The following is a 14641-nucleotide window of genomic DNA, read 5'->3' as shown; positions in this document are numbered from 1 at the left end:
GGGGTCAGACCGCGGTACGCTCGGCGACTCGTCGCCATTCGTCGTCGAGCGCGGAAAGGAACTGTTCGCCGTTCTTGCTGTACACGAAGGACTGGATGTAGTTGTTCACGGGGACCGACGGCGGGAAGTAGGTAACGGCACCCTGGAAGTAGCGGGCCTCTTCGACTGCTGCGTTCAGCCCGGTAATCTGCGGATTACTGACGGCGGGAGCGTCCTTGAGCGGCGAGAACGCAGCGTTCTTCTCGTTGTACGTGTTCACCACGGACGGTTCCAGCAGGTAGTTGACGAACCGCCGCGCCGCAGCCATGTTGGGCGTATTGCGGGTGATGGAGAGCGCCATGTCCACGTTCACGCGGGCCTTGGTCTCCGCCGGGTTGTTCGTCACCGGCAGCGGGAACGTTCCCAGCCTGATGTTCTTGTTGGCTGCCACGAGCTGCGATAGCGCCCACGGGCCCTGCAGGTACATGGCCGCCTGCCCCTTGGCGAATGCGGCATTGCCGTCCGCGTAGTTCTTGCTGGCCGCTCCGTTCTGCGAGAACGAGGCGAGCTGGAGCATCTTGGGCAGGGCCGGGCCGAAGTTGTTGGCAAACGATTCGGCGGCGTCGCTGGTGATGCCGGCACCCTTGGCCTTGAGCTTCGTGAAGAATTCCGCAATGTCCAGCGTGCCGCCGGACGCGTAATCGAACATGCCCTGGGCGAGGGTCCAGGGGTCCTTGTACGTTCCGTAGATCGGAGCGATGCCGGCCGCCTTGAACTTCTCGCAGGCCGCAACGAAACCGTCCCAGGTGGTGGGGACGGCGACCCCCTGGGCCTCGAAGATGTCGCGGTTGTAGATGACGCCGGCTGCCGCAAGCGAGAACGGCAGGGCACTGATCTCGGTGCCCTTGTACTGACCCCAGGAATTGATCAGCTCCTGCATCTTAGGGTCGATGGTGGTTGCTACGGGCATGTCCGAGAGGTCGGCGAAGATGCCCTTCTTGACGAAGTCGGCGGTGGCCTGCGCGAAACCGCGGGTCACCACGTCCGGCGGATCATTGCGGACGAGGCCGGGAACAAAGTTGCCCTCGTTGAAGTCCTGAATCACCCGGATGTCCGGGTTCAGCGCCTCAAAGTCCTTGATCACCTGGTTGAAGTAGTCCACCACTTCGGGCTTGTTCTGCATGAACCGGAGCGTGGTGACCCCGTTCTGCGCCGCGGGCGTGGCGCCGCAGCCGGAGAGGGGAACCATGAATGCGGCGCCGGCCAGGCCTGCAGCCCGGAGCAGCGCACGCCGGCTGAGCGGCGACGCGGGGAGTACCGCGCTCACTGGGCAGGGGCTGACGTGCGGAGATGACGGGGCTGTGCCTGCGGTGCGGGCGGGCAGTGCTTCAGGATGCGGTTCACAGTTGCTCCTTTGCAAAAGGCGGGTGAAGGGCTGGGAGAAGAGCCGGCGTTCGGCGGCCGTCCTGCCCGCCATGCTCTGCGTGTAGATACAATCAATGTTTATTTGGAATCTAAATTTAGTTCCTCAAGTATTATGTGGTGCAAAGCACAGAGAGGTCAACACCATGTCGGAAATGACTGCTGCAACGCCCCAGCTGCTGCGCCGGGTGAGCGCCGGGGCAGTGCTCGACTTCATGCGTGCTTCCCAGGCGGTGACGGTCACGGAAGTCATGGAAGCCACCGGGCTGACCCGGGCAACGGCAATTTCCGTCTGCGAGGACCTCATGGAGCGCGGCTGGATCCGGGAACTGGAAAACCAGCGGGCCTTTGGCGGCTACCAGAAGGGCAGGCCGGCGCGGCGGTTCGAGCTCGACGAGCGCGCCGGATACGTCCTGGGCATGGACGTGGGTATCTCCAAGGCCACCGTGGTGGTGGCCGATCTCCGCGGCAAGGCCCTGGGCCGGTCCAGCCAGCCGTTCGCCGGCGCCGAGATCACGGCGGAAGAACGCGTCGCCGTGGTTGACCGGACCGCCATGATGGCCCTGCACAGCGTGGGAGCCTCCCCTGACGCGGTGCTCGCCGTCTGCGCCGGGATCGCGGCCCCGGTGGACCGCAACGGCGAGGTGCTGGTGACCCAGCACTTCTGGGGACTGTTCGACGTCGGCCTGAAGGCGGCGCTGCGGGACCTTCGCGGGTGGACGGTGCTGCTGGAAAACGATGCCAACCTCGCCGCCCTGGGTGAGCGCTGGCGCGGTGCGGCGGCCGGTGTGGACGACGTCGTGGTCATTCTCGCCAGTGAACGCCTCGGCTCGGGAGTGATCGACGGCGGGCGGCTGCTGCACGGCCGGGGCGGCGGCGCCGGCGAGCTGGCGTTCCTTGACATGGTGGAGGGTGTGGGAGACACCTTCGGTATCGCTTACCTGGCCCGTACCTGGGCCGCGGAGGCGCTGGCCGGGAAGGCCAAAACCTCGCTCCGGGAGCACACGGCCGGCACCGTCGAGGCGGAACACGTTTTCGCCGCTGCCGCCGCCGGGGACGCTGTTGCCTTGAAGATCCTGGAGCGGCTGGCCGACCGTATGGCCAGGGTCATCGGGGCCGTGGCCACCATCATCAACCCTGAGCTGGTGGTCATCGGAGGCGCCGTGGCCAACTCGGCGGGCGTGCTGCTGGAGCCCATCGCGGCACGGCTTCCCGGGTTCACCGCCACTCCCCCGACCGTAGCGGCTTCCCCCCTGGGCGACTCAATCGTGACCGTGGGCGCGGTGCGGTGCGCCCTGGACTACGTGGAGAAGAACACCCTTGACCTGGAGCTCGCGGCCACTGCCTAGGGTGCCCCGTGACCTACTCCGGCATGATCATGGTGCGGAGGTCCAGCTGGCGCAGCACGCGGTCCGCCACTTCCGGGTCCATGTCCGGTTCATTGCGTGCCGCCACCACTTCCTGGCGGGCGGCGTCGAGCGCAATGGTCTGCACGGCAATGGCGAGTTCGCGGCCGCGCTGCCGCTTCTCCCCCAGGGATTCGTTCCGGAGGCTTCCGTCCAGGAGTTCCGCGTGCAGCCGCGTCATTTTCTCCTTGACCAGCGCCACCTTCTCCGGCGGGAGCTCCTTCACGAGGTCGTTGTCCTTCAGGGCAGCGACGGCGGCCTGCTGCGCCCGTTTGGCCAGCACCCGGGCGGCGTCCCGCTCCTCCGAACCGTCGCCGGTGGCTTTCAGCACCTTCATCAGCCAGGGCAGGGTCAGCCCGGGCAGCACCAGCGTTGCCAGCAGCACTGCGCAGGCGATGACCAGCAGGTGGTCCCGCGCCGGGAACGGCGTGCCGTCATCCAGCGTCAGGGGCAGTGCCAGCGCGAGCGCCAGGGTGGCCAGGCCGCGCATGCCGCACCAGGTCAGGATCAGGACCTCCTTGGCCGAGGTGGGCTGCAGCAGGTTGCTGTTCTTGCGTGCCGAGGCCGCCAGGAGGCCGAGCCACAGGAACCTGACCGCGAACACGATGACGCACACCACCGCCGCGCTGCCGATCATCCCGTAGATCTCAGTGCCTTCATCGTGGACGACCTGGCGGATTTCCAGGCCCACCAGCCCGAAGGCCAGCCCGGTCACCAGAAGTTCCACCACGTCCCAGAAGGCCGTCCGGGTGACCCGTTCGGCGGCGTCCTGCGGACGCGAGTGGCGTTGCATCTCCAGGGCGGTAACGACGACGGCGATCACGCCTGAGGCGTGCACCTCTTCGGCGAGGATGTAGGCGGCAAACGGCACAACCAGGGTGACCGCGCTGCGCGCCACCATGGAGGTCACCAACCGGGTGATCAGCGCCGTGACCCAGCCCATGGCGACGCCCACCAGCACCGCAACCGCAGCCCCCACGAGGAACTTGAGGACGACGTCGGGCCCTATCCTGCTGCCGGATACCGCCGCCGCCACGGCAGCCTGGAAGATCACAATGGCGGCGGCATCATTGAAGAGGCCCTCGCTTTGCAGGACGGTGATGAGCCGCCGCGGCATATGCACCCGGCCGGCCACGGACTCCACGGCTACGGGGTCCGGCGGAGCCACCATGGCGCCCAGGGCGATCGCGGCGGGGATCCCGATGCCGGGAATCATGAGCCAGGCCGCCCCGGCGACTGCTGCTGTGGATACCACCACCAGGGCCACGGCGAGCATGACCAGCGTGCGCCAGCGGACCCGGAACACGGCCCAGGAACTGCGCTGGGCCGTCGCGAACAGCAGCGGCGGCAGGAAGATGGGCAGGATCAGCTCTGGGGAGATCTCCATCTCCGGGAAGCCGGGAATAAACGTCAGCGATGCCGCCAGGATCAGCATGAGCACGGGATAGGGAAGCCGGAGCCTATCCCCCAGACCCACCGCCACCACCGTGGCAAGCAGGAGTCCGATAATAAGTGCCAGCTGGTCCATAGGCTCACTTTCCCCGAAGCGGAGGCGCCGCGGTCATGCGCGGGCGCCTCCCCCACAGTATCGGGTGCGGTCCGGGGGCCGGCCCGCCTAGCGGGCGGGCTGCAGCGCTGCCGCGACCGGGAGCGTGCCGTCCCGGAACTCGATGGTGCGTCCGGCGGTTTCCGGCAGGCCCAGGACGGCGGCCGTCACGAGTGCCACGTTGGCCCGTGAGGTGGCCGTGCCCGCGGAGGTGTCCGCCGGATTGACGTCGATGAGGCCGTTGCCGGGGCCGTCCGTCAGGGTTCCCGGGCCCAGGATGGTCCAGGCCAGGTCCGTGCCGCGGAGGTACTGGTCCGCGGCGGCCTTCGCCTCGGCGTACGCGTGGAAGCTGTTGTCCGCCGGGACTCCGTGGTCCGGGCCTGCACCGAAGTAGGAGACCATGACGTAGCGCCCGACGCCGGCCTCAGCCGCCGCGTCCATCGAACGGATGGCTGCGTCCCGGTCCACGGCGTAGGTGCGTTCGGGGCTGCCGCCGCCGGCACCTGCGGACCACACCACGGCGTCGTGGCCGCTGAGGGCGCCGGCGAGTTCCGCCGTCGTCGTATTTTCAACGTCCAGGACCGACGGCGTAGCGCCGGTCGCCGCGACGTCGTCCGTGTGGTCCGGGTTGCGGAAGAAGGACGTGACGTCCTCACCGTCCGCCGCGAGGATTCTGGCCAGTTCCAAAGCCACTTTGCCGTGGCCGCCGATGATTGCGATGCGCGTCATTGACCCATTCTGTCCCACGGGTGGCGTGGCCGCACCCGCGCTCGCGCTTGGCTTAACCGAAAACTAGGTCCTCCCACCCTGCTCGGGCGGGAGGACCTTGTCCATGGAGGCCGGACCAGGCTACGAGTAGCGCAGGCTGAGGAGAAGAGCCTTCAACTGCGCGTACCGTTCGCCTGCCATCCAGTCCCTCGCCGCATCGGGTGTGGCGAAGGCCGGCTGCTTTTCGAAGTCGAACACAGCGTAGGCCGACATCACCCCGTTCGGCAGGCGAATCTGGTTGGTCCCCGAAGTGTCCTGCGTCGGCAGGAACTCCTGGGCCAGCCTGACATCCATGAAGTAGTAGAGGGCGGTGCCGTCGGCTGGCTCGGTGGGGGCCGGCATTCCGGGATAGGAGACGGGAAGGATCTGGTCCGCGGCGAAGCCGAACTCGGCAGGGTTCCCTGAGACGTCGGAAATCCCCGGCACGGGCGTGTGGTCAAGGACCGTGCGTTTGACGCTGCCCGCCGCCCCGTCGCCGTACATCCCGCTGAGGACCCGCGCCACCTCGGAGCCGGAGTCGTCAGCCACCACCGCGACGACGGAGCCGGCCTTTGTCTCTTCAGACAGGTACGGGCCCTGTTCCGTCCGGACGCTCCACCCTTCGGGGTATGCGAAGGAGAGATGTCCGTCCGGGAATACGAAGGTCCGCCCCGAGGCGGCCTGCGGCGGCGCCGTCGCGGCCGGCTCTGTTGCAGCCGGCTCTGTTGCAGCCGGCTCTGTTGCAGCCGGCGTCGGCGTTACCGATCCGGTCACCGTGGCGGCCGGCCCTGGCGCGGGCGTCACCGGACCAAGATTGGTGGCCGCCAGGACTCCCGCGGCGACAGCTGCGGCCGCCAAGGTGATCACGCCGGCGAGCCGGGCGCGCCGCAGCCTTCGGTCCTCGAGCGAGGTTGCACCGGCCGGGAGCCGGTCACTGAACGCGGCCGGTTCGGCCAGCATCCGGCGAAGGGCCGCTTCGCCGTCGGGTGTGGACGGATCGTGGCGCACGGGATCCGTCGCGGAAATCATGGTCTTGATTGGATCCATTTCAGGCACCCATCCTCTGTGTGATCGTTTCTACTCCAGCTGGCATCTGCTTCCGGAACGCAGCCCGCGCCCGGTGCAGCCGAACCTTGGCGGCGGACTCGCTGCACTGGAGCACATCAGCGATTTCCGGCGTGCCAAGCCCGTCCCAGTAGGCGAGCTGGAGGATGTCCCGGTCTTTCTCCCGCAGACCGGCCATGGCATCATGCACGGCCAGGTATTCGGATCCGTCTCCGAAACTGAGGATCGCCGTGGCCCGCAGCTTCTCCTGCAGCGCGCGTTGGCGGTCACGGCTCCGGTACGCATTGCCGATCATGTTCCGCGCTACGGTGACCAGCCAGGCGATATCAGCCCTCGGCTGGTCGCCCCACTTCTGCCACACAACCCGGAAGACATCGGCGGCGATTTCCTCCGCCACCTCCGGGGATTCCACCCTCCGGCGCACATACCGGAAGACCGCTGGATAGTTGTCCTTGTGTAGGGCTATAAACGCCAGTTCACGCTCGGAAAGCACAATATCCCCCTGATGAGTAGTCCTGAGCCGCGTTCTATCTGTATTGTTTCCGGCCCAACGCCAGGCGTTACTCACATCGCAGGGAATTTTCGGCGCTGCCCGCCCCGGCAATGCTCACGGCACCCTGCCGGGGCCGGATGCCCGGCCCCTCACCACGAATTGCTGCGCCAGCGTCCACAGGTTGGAAACGGTCCAGTAGATCAGGACGCCGATGGGAAACACGATGCCGCCGGCCCCGAAGATGACCGGCAGGATGTAGAGAATCATCTTCTGCTGGATCATCGCCGGACCGGCCGCGGCCTCTTCGGACGTGTACCTGGCCATGATCAGCTTCTGCGTCAGGAACTGCGCAGCCGTCATGGCCAGGATCATCACGATGGCCAGCAGCGTCACCGCAAGGGCATCGCCGCCGCCGTGCAGCAGCGACGCGGACAGCGGGGCTCCGAAGATGCTGGACTGATCGAACTGCACCACCTGCTCGTGGCTCATGGTCCCGATCCCCTCGCCGCGCCCGGCCGCAGAGGAGATGCCGGAGAGCACTTGGAAGAGGGCCAGGAAGAACGGGGCCTGGATCAGCAGGGGTAAGCAGGCTGAGAACGGGTTGGTTCCATGCTTCTTGTAAAGGGCCATCTGCTCCTGCGCCATGGCCTGGCGGGACAGTTGGTCGGCCTTGCCCTTGTACTTGTCCTGCAGTCTTTTCAGGTCCGGCTGCAGGAGGCGCATTCGGCGCTGGGCGTTGACCTGCTGCAGGAACACGGGGATCAGGGCGGCGCGGATGGCCAGCACCAGCCCGATGATGGACAACGTCCAGGTCCAGCCGCCGGCAGGGGGCATCCCCATAGCTCCCAGTCCGTCGTGGAAGCCCACCATGATGGTGGAAACCAGCCACTTGAACGGAAACATGATTCCTTCAAAAAGCTCCACTGAGATCCCCATCCGCCAGTTGCTGCCAAGCTACTGGCGGATCGCGGCCCTTGTCACGGTCCCTGCATACGTCAGGGGGCCACCGATTGACAACAGGGAAGCCCATTCCGGTCTTTCGGGCCGTATGGCGCGTTTCATAAGTTCGCTTACTATTGAGCAGGCGGTCCGCTTCCGTTGTGCCCACTCTGAAGCGGGCCGTCCCTCACTCCAGCCACATGCACACTCAACGAGGAGACCCCGGCCTTGCCATACGTCGACATCAACCCGCACCGTCCGCGACGCCCCCGATGGCTGGCACATGTCGGGCTCAGCGTCCTGACCGTGGCCACACTTGCTGTCGTCACGCTGGCGCTCCACTGGCGGTAGCTCTGGGTTGTGTGGCCGGTACGCCGATACCCAATTGTGAGCAACCGACACGGCGATCCTCCGCTAACACCCCGCCGGGGCCGGTAGCTTCGGTGCACTACTAGATGGAAGGTGTGCCGAAATGACTTTCACTGAATACCTCTCAGGCGTTGCCATCATGGTCGGATCCCTGATAGCCGCCGCAGGTCTTGCCTCGGCCACGGTCCGCGCAAGGTCTCACCGCCACTAAGGACGCCGGTCTGGCCAACACCTGCGAGCACCAGGCCCTCTATGCCTGTGCTGACTGCCATGCCGTCCCGGCAGCCGACCGGTACGCCTAAGCAGGGGTTCCGTTGGATCGGGTGCTTAAAACAAAAGCAGGTCAGAGGCAATACGCCTCTGACCTGCGGTTTTGGTAGCGGTGGGGAGGCTCGATCTCCCGACCTCACGATTATGAGTCGTGCGCTCTAACCAACTGAGCTACACCGCCACGAATGAGAAAACCTGCATCAAGCCGGTCAAAAACCGCCTTGACACAGGCTCTCATTCAGAGCCCCCCACCGGAATCGATCCGGTGACCTCGTTCTTACCAAGAACGCGCTCTACCACTGAGCTAGGGGGGCAACGAGTAAATACTCTACCGGAAGATTCCGCTCCCAACAAATCGGCGGCAGGACAGGCCCCAACTGGCCGAAAACCCCGGAAATCCGGGCCCAAAAACGCCGCCGAGGGCCCTGACGGAAGCTCCTGCAGCAACGTTGCAGGCTCCGTGTGACGAAGCATACACGGGGCTGCGTGCGGGGTGGACGGGTTAAACGAAAACGGGCCGGCTCGAAAGCCGGCCCGTTTTCAGTGCCTGGTGCTGCTAGGGCTTACCACTTGCCCTTGCGGTTGAAGTCGCGGTGTCCGCCTTCGTTGCCATGGCGCGGCTTGCGTGCACCGTCGCCGTGGCCGCCGAAGCGGGAGTCGCTGGCCTGGCCGCGGCTGGCGCCGCTGTCAGCGCCCACGCTGCGCTCCGAACGGTCGCTGAAGGAGCGGCCGCCACGGTCAGCGGAGGACCGCTCGCCGTCGTTCTTGCGGAATTCCTTCTTGAACCCGCCGTTGCCCTTGAAGTTGCCGCCACGGTCTCCGCCGCCGGAGTACCCGCCACGGTCGCCGCCACGGTTGCCCTGGTAACCGCCACGCTCACCGGCGCCACCGGAGGGCTTGCGGCCGTTGTCCAGCTCGAGGTGGATCAGCTCGCCGCCAATCCGGGTGCGGGACAGTGCACGCAGCTGCTCGGGGCTGAGGTCCGCCGGAAGCTCCACGAGGGAGTGGTCCGATCGGATGTCAATGCCGCCGATCTGGGCCGAGGAAATGCCGCCTTCGTTGGCAATGGCGCCGACGATGGAACCCGGCATGACGCGCTGGCGGCGTCCGACGGCGATCCGGTAGGTGGCGTTACCCTCGGTCAGGGTGCGGGTCGGGCCGCGTGAGCCAAAGCCGTCCTTGGAGCGCTCGCGCTTCTGGAACTCGGGAGCTGCAGGCAGTTCCTTCACCAGGAGCGGCTGGCCGCCCTGCGCCATGACGGCCAGTGCTGCCGCGATCTCCGAGGCCGGGACGTTGTGCTCTTCCTCGTAGGAGGAGATGAGGTCGCGGAACGGTGCAACATCTTCGGACGCGAGGGTCTCGGTGATGCGCTCGGCAAACTTGCCCAGGCGCAGCGTGTTCACGGTCTCGGCCGTGGGCAGGTGCATCTGCTCCACCGGCTGGCGGGTGGCCTTCTCGATGGAACGGAGCAGGTACTTCTCCCGCGGCGTCATGAACAGGATCGCGTCGCCGGAACGGCCTGCACGGCCGGTGCGGCCGATGCGGTGGACGTAGGACTCGGTGTCGTGGGGGATGTCGTAGTTGACCACATGGCTGATGCGCTCCACGTCAAGGCCGCGGGCCGCGACGTCGGTGGCCACCAGGATGTCGATGCGGCCTTCCTTCAGCGCGTCCACAGTGCGTTCGCGCTGCTGCTGCGGGATGTCACCGTTGATGGCGGCAGCCTGGAAGCCGCGGGACTTCAGCTTGTCGGCGAGGTCCTCGGTGGCCATCTTGGTGCGCACGAAGGCGATGACGCCGTCGAACTCTTCGACCTCGAGGATGCGGGTCAGCGCGTCGAGCTTGTGCGGGCCCATGACCTGCAGGTAGCGCTGGCGGGTGTTCGCACCGGTGGTGGTCTTGGATTTCACCGAGATCTCGGCCGGGTTGTTCAGGTACTGCTTGGACATCCGGCGGATCTGGCTCGGCATGGTGGCCGAGAACAGCGCAACCTGGCGGTCCGAAGGAGTCTGCTGGAAGATCTGCTCCACGTCTTCGGCGAAGCCCATGCGCAGCATTTCGTCGGCCTCATCCAGCACCAGGTACTGGAGCTCGGACAGGTCCAGGGAACCCTTGGAGATGTGGTCGATCACGCGGCCGGGGGTACCGACGACAACCTGGGCACCGCGGCGCAGGCCGGCGAGCTGGGGGCCGTAGGCGGAGCCGCCGTAAACCGGCAGGACCGTGAAGTCGTCAATGTGCTTGGCGTAGGAGGTGAAGGCCTCGGCAACCTGGAGCGCCAGCTCGCGGGTCGGGGCGAGGACCAGGGCCTGCGTCTTGCGGGACGGGCCGTTGAGGTCGTGGAGCTCGGCCAGGCGGGACAGTGCCGGTACTGCGAATGCTGCAGTCTTACCGGTACCGGTCTGGGCCAGGCCCACGACGTCGCGGCCTTCGAGCAGCAGCGGAATGGTTGCTGCCTGAATGGGGGACGGCTTCTCGTAGCCGACGTCCTGCAGTGCGGCGAGGACGCGGCCGTCGATGCCGAGGTCGGCGAAACGAATGCCTTCAGCTTCGGTGTCAGCCTCGCCGCTGGTGGGGTCGGCCTTGGGGGCTTCGGTCTTCGGGGCTTCAGCGGCGGGCGCCTCGGCGGCCGGACGTTCTTCAGCGGCGGGCGCCTCGGCGGGTGCCGGGGCCTCGGTGAAAACGGGGGCGGAACCGGCTACGGGAGCGGCGGTCTCGGGGGTTTCTACGGCCGTCTCGGTGGTCTCGGCAGTAGCCGTTTCGTTGATGGCGTCGTTGTGATTTTCGGGCATAGGGAAGTTTTCCTCATCCATAGGGGGCCAGGCGGCACAACCCGAGGTGAGCGGAGCCGCAGTACATGTGCCGTTTGGACGCCGGGCAGACATTGACCGGCCGGTCACGTAGAAGTCCGGCGCTTTCGCAATCCCGTGGCAGGACTTCCCGCTGCATCTCTTGGCTGCTATCCCAGCAGTCTGCACAGCGTTTTCTTTAGCCGGCTCTCCCTATGAAAATGCCCGCATCGCTTGTGCGGGCCCCAACACTTGCCAGTCCTGCCTCAAAAATTGGGCAGGAATAAGGGATTTCCGGAGTGGGGGATATTTCAAGTGTAAGGCATGGTTCCTCCTTGCACTAACCCGCCGGCGGCCAGCGGCGGGTGACGTTGGGCACAACGGCCCGTCGGGGCAGCACCTGCCGGCCTCTGCACGGGTCACTGCGGCCGTCCGGGGCCCGGTGGCGCTAGACGCCCAGACGCCGCTGGATCTTCTCGAATTCCTCGTGGTACTCCGGCTGCAGGCGGATCTCGCCGTCCGCGTCCGCGTCCCGCAGCGCGTCCATGTACTCGATGGTGGGAGCGCTGAACCAGCTGCCGATGGTCACACCGTGGTTGGGAACGAACAGCCGGTGGACATGGTCGCCGGCCTGGATGGTCCCCGTCTTGATGACGCGAAGATAGGTACCCACCCGGCCTGCCTCGGTGAACCGCTTGACCCACCGCGCCTCGTCCATGCGGCGCTGGAACGTGGCACAGGGAACGCGGGGCGACGTCACTTCGACTTCGACGTCCAGGCCGATCTTCCACCGTTCGCCGATCACCGCAGTGGTGGTTCCTATTCCGGCGACCCGCAGGTTCTCGCCGAATACTCCCGGCGGCAGTTCCCGCTGCAGCTCCCCCGCCCAGTAGTCGGCGTCGTCCTGGGAGTAGGCGTACAGCGCCTGGTCCGCACCGCCGTGGTGGATGCGGTTCGCCTGGACGTCGCCGTGGAGCCCGAGTTTGTGAACCTTGACCGGACCATCGACGGCACGCTTGTCGATGGCCGTGACGCCCACGCTCCCTTCATCGCTCAGAAGCTGGTGTACCCGGCACACGGCAAGCACAGATGCGGTTTCCATGGCTACAGTCTAGATTCTTCGGACCGGATTGCCGGGGGAACTTACGCGGCCAACTTCCGCGGGCCACTTCCCGGAGAACTTCCGCGGCGGGCGTCAGGGATCGAAGCGGTACCCCATGCCCGCTTCCGTGTGCAGGTGGCGCGGCCGGGCCGGGTCCTGCTCGAGCTTGCGCCGCAGCTGGGCCAGGTAGACGCGCAGGTACTGGGTCTCTTTGGCGTACGCCTGGCCCCAGACCTGGGTGAGCAGCTGTTGCTGGCTAACCAGCTTTCCCGGATTGCGCACCAGCAGTTCGAGGATGTTCCACTCGGTGGGCGTAAGGCGGATTTCGTGTCCGTCCCGGACAACCTTGCGCGCCGCCAAATCCACCACGAAGTCCGCAGTTTCAACGGTGGGAGCCTCACGTTGGGCCGGCGAGCGCCGGGAGGCTGCGCGCAGCCGCGCCAGCAGCTCGTCGAGGCCGAACGGCTTGGTCACGTAGTCGTCCGCCCCGGCGTCGAGCGCTTCCACTTTGTCCTCCGAAGCGTGGCGGGCGGAAAGCACGATGACGGGAACGGAGCTCCAGCCGCGGATCCCCCGGATCACGTCCACTCCGTCCATGTCCGGGAGCCCGAGGTCCAGCACCACGATGTCCACGGGGTGCTGGGCGGCCAGTTTCAGCCCGTCCGCTCCCAGGCCCGCGGTGATTGCCTGGTAACCGTGGGCGCGGAGGTTGATCTGCATGGCCCGGGCCAGCTGTGCCTCGTCTTCGATAATCAGGACCAGGGTCACGGCAGCGGACCCTCCCACAGCGGAAGGGTGACCACCATGGTCAGCCCGCCGCCCGGCGTCGGCTCCGCCGCTAGGATTCCTCCCATGGCTTCGGTGAAGCCGTTGGCAACGGCCAGGCCAAGCCCGATCCCCACGGTGCGGCCGCCTCCGGTGCGCTGGGAATCGTTGAGCCGCTGGAACGGCTGAAACATGTCCAGCACCGCCGCCGGGGCAACTCCGGCGCCATGGTCCACCACGCGGAATTCGCTGGCAGGCCTGCCTGCCAGTGCGATTCCCTCCCCCGCCCGCGCTGTCAGCACCACATCGGCGTCCGGCGCGTACTTGAGCGCGTTCTCCACCAGGTTCGCCACCACGCGCTCCAGCATCCCGGCGTCGGCCTCCACGCGGGGCAGGTTGGGCGGCAGTTCCACGCGGATCCGCGCCGCAGGCAGCCCCTTGAGCGCATCGGGCAGCACGTCCGCCCAGCCCAGCCCGCGCAGGAGCGGGTTGACCGAGTCAGCCGTGATCCGGGACATGTCCAGCAGGTTGCCGATCAGGTGGTCCAGCCTGTCGGCCGAATCCTCGATGGTGGCGAGCAGTTCGCGTTCGTCCTCCGGGGAAAACTGCACATCCTCCTGGCGCAGGCTGCTGACGGCCAGCTTGATCCCGGCCAGCGGGGTGCGCAGGTCATGGCTGACCGCCCTCAGGATGGACGTGCGCATCTTGTTGCCCTCGGAGAGCCGCTGGTTGTCCTGCATGCTCGCCGCCAGTTGGCGCCGTTCCAGGATCGCCACCAGGAACGCCCCGAAAGCGGCCAGCATGCGCTGGTGCTGTCCGGAAAACGTATGACCGGCCGGCGGTCCGCCGTTGATCAGCAGCGTGTAGCGGGAATCGACGACGACGGCGTGGTCGGCAGCCGCGTGCGTCACCGGCGCGCTGGTCCCGGCACTGGCGAGCACTGCCCATGAGGTGTTGTTGCTACGGGGCCGCCCCGGAACGCTTCCGGCGGCGGGTCCCGCCCCATGCGGGCTGCCGGGTGAACTGCCGGGTGAGCTGTCGGCCAGCAAGGTCACGGCGTCCACCCCCAGCCTGCTGCGGACCTTCTCAAGGAACGTCTCCAGGCTGCCGTCGGAACTGAGGATCCGCAGGGACAGCTCGCTCAAAGCCGTGGCTTCAGCCCCGGACCTGGCGGCTTCCTGCGCCCGGCGGGTCGCCAGGCCAACGGCAAGGGCCACGCTGCAGGCGACGGCCAGGAACACCAGGAGGGTGAACAGGGTGGAGGGATCGGCGATGGACAGCGTGCCCACGGGATCGGCTGAGAAGTAGTTGAGGAGCGTGGTGCCCAGGACCGCTGCCACGACGGCGGGCCAGAATCCCCCGATGGCAGCCACCGCCACCGCGACCGCGAGATGTAGCAGCATGATGATGGCGAAGTTCCGGTATCCCGCCAGGGTCACCAGTACTTCCACTCCGGGCGGCAGGACCACGGCAAGCACCATGCCGACGACAAAGCGGCTCCGCCCGATGCCCTGGAGCTCCGGGGCTGCCGTCCCCGAACCTGCCGTCCCCGACCGTCCGGGGCCGGATCGGGCGGCGCCGCCGCGGGCGGATTCAACTGCTGCCATGGCTCCATCTTGGCATGGGCAGTTCTCCCCCGTTTTCCGTTAACAGCACCTGCTGTCAGGCACTAGGCTAACTTCAGGTTTACACAGCAGTGTCTTGCCGCGTCGGCGTCGCCGCGCGGCCTCAGACGTGCGCGTGGAGGAT

At 66.8% G+C, this 14641-nt stretch carries 11 protein-coding genes, 2 tRNA genes and 1 pseudogene; 2 read left to right on the top strand and 12 right to left on the bottom strand.

What is annotated here, in order from left to right:
- Nucleotides 1-4: 4 nt before the first annotated feature.
- A complete protein-coding gene (locus tag JOE31_RS07460; protein ID WP_209743015.1) occupies nucleotides 5-1306 on the bottom strand; it encodes an extracellular solute-binding protein in 1302 nt (433 codons plus the stop codon).
- 241 nt (nucleotides 1307-1547) lie between these two features.
- Between JOE31_RS07460 and JOE31_RS07455 the strand changes: the two genes are divergently transcribed.
- Complete coding sequence (locus JOE31_RS07455) at nucleotides 1548-2750, top strand: ROK family transcriptional regulator (RefSeq protein ID WP_209743013.1); 1203 nt, start codon at nucleotides 1548-1550, stop codon at nucleotides 2748-2750.
- Nucleotides 2751-2763: 13 nt separating this feature from the next.
- Here JOE31_RS07455 and JOE31_RS07450 read toward each other — a convergent pair whose 3' ends face one another.
- The 5 genes and pseudogenes from JOE31_RS07450 to yidC all read right to left on the bottom strand — a co-directional run.
- Nucleotides 2764-4335 carry a Na+/H+ antiporter gene (locus JOE31_RS07450; RefSeq protein ID WP_209743011.1) on the bottom strand — a complete coding sequence of 524 codons (1572 nt, stop codon included), beginning with the start codon at nucleotides 4333-4335 and terminating at the stop codon, nucleotides 2764-2766.
- Nucleotides 4336-4422: 87 nt separating this feature from the next.
- A complete protein-coding gene (locus JOE31_RS07445; RefSeq protein WP_209743009.1) occupies nucleotides 4423-5082 on the bottom strand; it encodes an SDR family oxidoreductase in 660 nt (219 codons plus the stop codon).
- A gap of 120 nt (nucleotides 5083-5202) precedes the next feature.
- A complete protein-coding gene (locus JOE31_RS07440; protein ID WP_209743007.1) occupies nucleotides 5203-6147 on the bottom strand; it encodes a hypothetical protein in 945 nt (314 codons plus the stop codon).
- A gap of 1 nt (nucleotide 6148) precedes the next feature.
- A complete protein-coding gene (locus JOE31_RS07435) occupies nucleotides 6149-6658 on the bottom strand; it encodes an RNA polymerase sigma factor (protein ID WP_209743005.1) in 510 nt (169 codons plus the stop codon).
- 126 nt (nucleotides 6659-6784) lie between these two features.
- Nucleotides 6785-7582: pseudogene (yidC, locus tag JOE31_RS07430) on the bottom strand (membrane protein insertase YidC); the annotation flags it as partial.
- Nucleotides 7583-7825: 243 nt separating this feature from the next.
- Between yidC and JOE31_RS21695 the strand changes: the two are divergent.
- Entirely contained in the window at nucleotides 7826-7948 is a 123-nt protein-coding gene (locus tag JOE31_RS21695; RefSeq protein WP_280872671.1) for a hypothetical protein, read from the top strand.
- A gap of 392 nt (nucleotides 7949-8340) precedes the next feature.
- Here JOE31_RS21695 and JOE31_RS07425 read toward each other — a convergent pair.
- The 6 genes from JOE31_RS07425 to JOE31_RS07400 form a co-directional block, all read right to left on the bottom strand.
- Nucleotides 8341-8417 (bottom strand) — tRNA-Met (locus tag JOE31_RS07425).
- A 61-nt stretch (nucleotides 8418-8478) separates the two neighbouring features.
- Nucleotides 8479-8550: transfer RNA gene (locus JOE31_RS07420), tRNA-Thr, on the bottom strand.
- A gap of 249 nt (nucleotides 8551-8799) precedes the next feature.
- Nucleotides 8800-11028: a DEAD/DEAH box helicase gene (locus JOE31_RS07415; protein WP_209743003.1), complete on the bottom strand. Its 2229-nt coding sequence runs from the start codon at nucleotides 11026-11028 to the stop codon at nucleotides 8800-8802.
- Between the two features lie 445 nt (nucleotides 11029-11473).
- On the bottom strand, nucleotides 11474-12127 hold the full coding sequence (locus tag JOE31_RS07410; protein WP_209743001.1) for an MOSC domain-containing protein: 654 nt from the start codon (nucleotides 12125-12127) through the stop codon (nucleotides 11474-11476).
- A gap of 93 nt (nucleotides 12128-12220) precedes the next feature.
- The gene (locus tag JOE31_RS07405) at nucleotides 12221-12895 is read right to left on the bottom strand and encodes a response regulator (protein WP_209748221.1); all 675 of its coding nucleotides are present in this window, start codon (nucleotides 12893-12895) and stop codon (nucleotides 12221-12223) included.
- On the bottom strand, nucleotides 12892-14499 hold the full coding sequence (locus tag JOE31_RS07400) for a DUF4118 domain-containing protein (RefSeq protein ID WP_209742999.1): 1608 nt from the start codon (nucleotides 14497-14499) through the stop codon (nucleotides 12892-12894). The genes JOE31_RS07405 and JOE31_RS07400 overlap by 4 nt, the downstream gene beginning before the upstream one ends.
- Nucleotides 14500-14641: the final 142 nt, after the last annotated feature.

It is taken from the genome of Arthrobacter sp. PvP023 (assembly GCF_017832975.1).
Classification (GTDB): Bacteria; Actinomycetota; Actinomycetes; order Actinomycetales; family Micrococcaceae; genus Arthrobacter.
Note: the sequence above shows the minus strand (reverse complement) of the source record. Positions and strands in the feature narration are given on the sequence as shown.

What these genes read in the sequence shown, in the direction of transcription:
- JOE31_RS07455 (WP_209743013.1), top strand. Translation starts at nt 1,548, where the DNA reads ATGTCGGAAATGACTGCTGCAACGCCCCAGCTGCTGCGCCGGGTGAGC.
- JOE31_RS07450 (WP_209743011.1), bottom strand. Translation starts at nt 4,335, where the DNA reads ATGGACCAGCTGGCACTTATTATCGGACTCCTGCTTGCCACGGTGGTG.
- JOE31_RS07445 (WP_209743009.1), bottom strand. Translation starts at nt 5,082, where the DNA reads ATGACGCGCATCGCAATCATCGGCGGCCACGGCAAAGTGGCTTTGGAA.
- JOE31_RS07440 (WP_209743007.1), bottom strand. Translation starts at nt 6,147, where the DNA reads ATGGATCCAATCAAGACCATGATTTCCGCGACGGATCCCGTGCGCCAC.
- JOE31_RS07415 (WP_209743003.1), bottom strand. Translation starts at nt 11,028, where the DNA reads ATGCCCGAAAATCACAACGACGCCATCAACGAAACGGCTACTGCCGAG.
- JOE31_RS07410 (WP_209743001.1), bottom strand. Translation starts at nt 12,127, where the DNA reads ATGGAAACCGCATCTGTGCTTGCCGTGTGCCGGGTACACCAGCTTCTG.
- JOE31_RS07400 (WP_209742999.1), bottom strand. Translation starts at nt 14,499, where the DNA reads ATGGCAGCAGTTGAATCCGCCCGCGGCGGCGCCGCCCGATCCGGCCCC.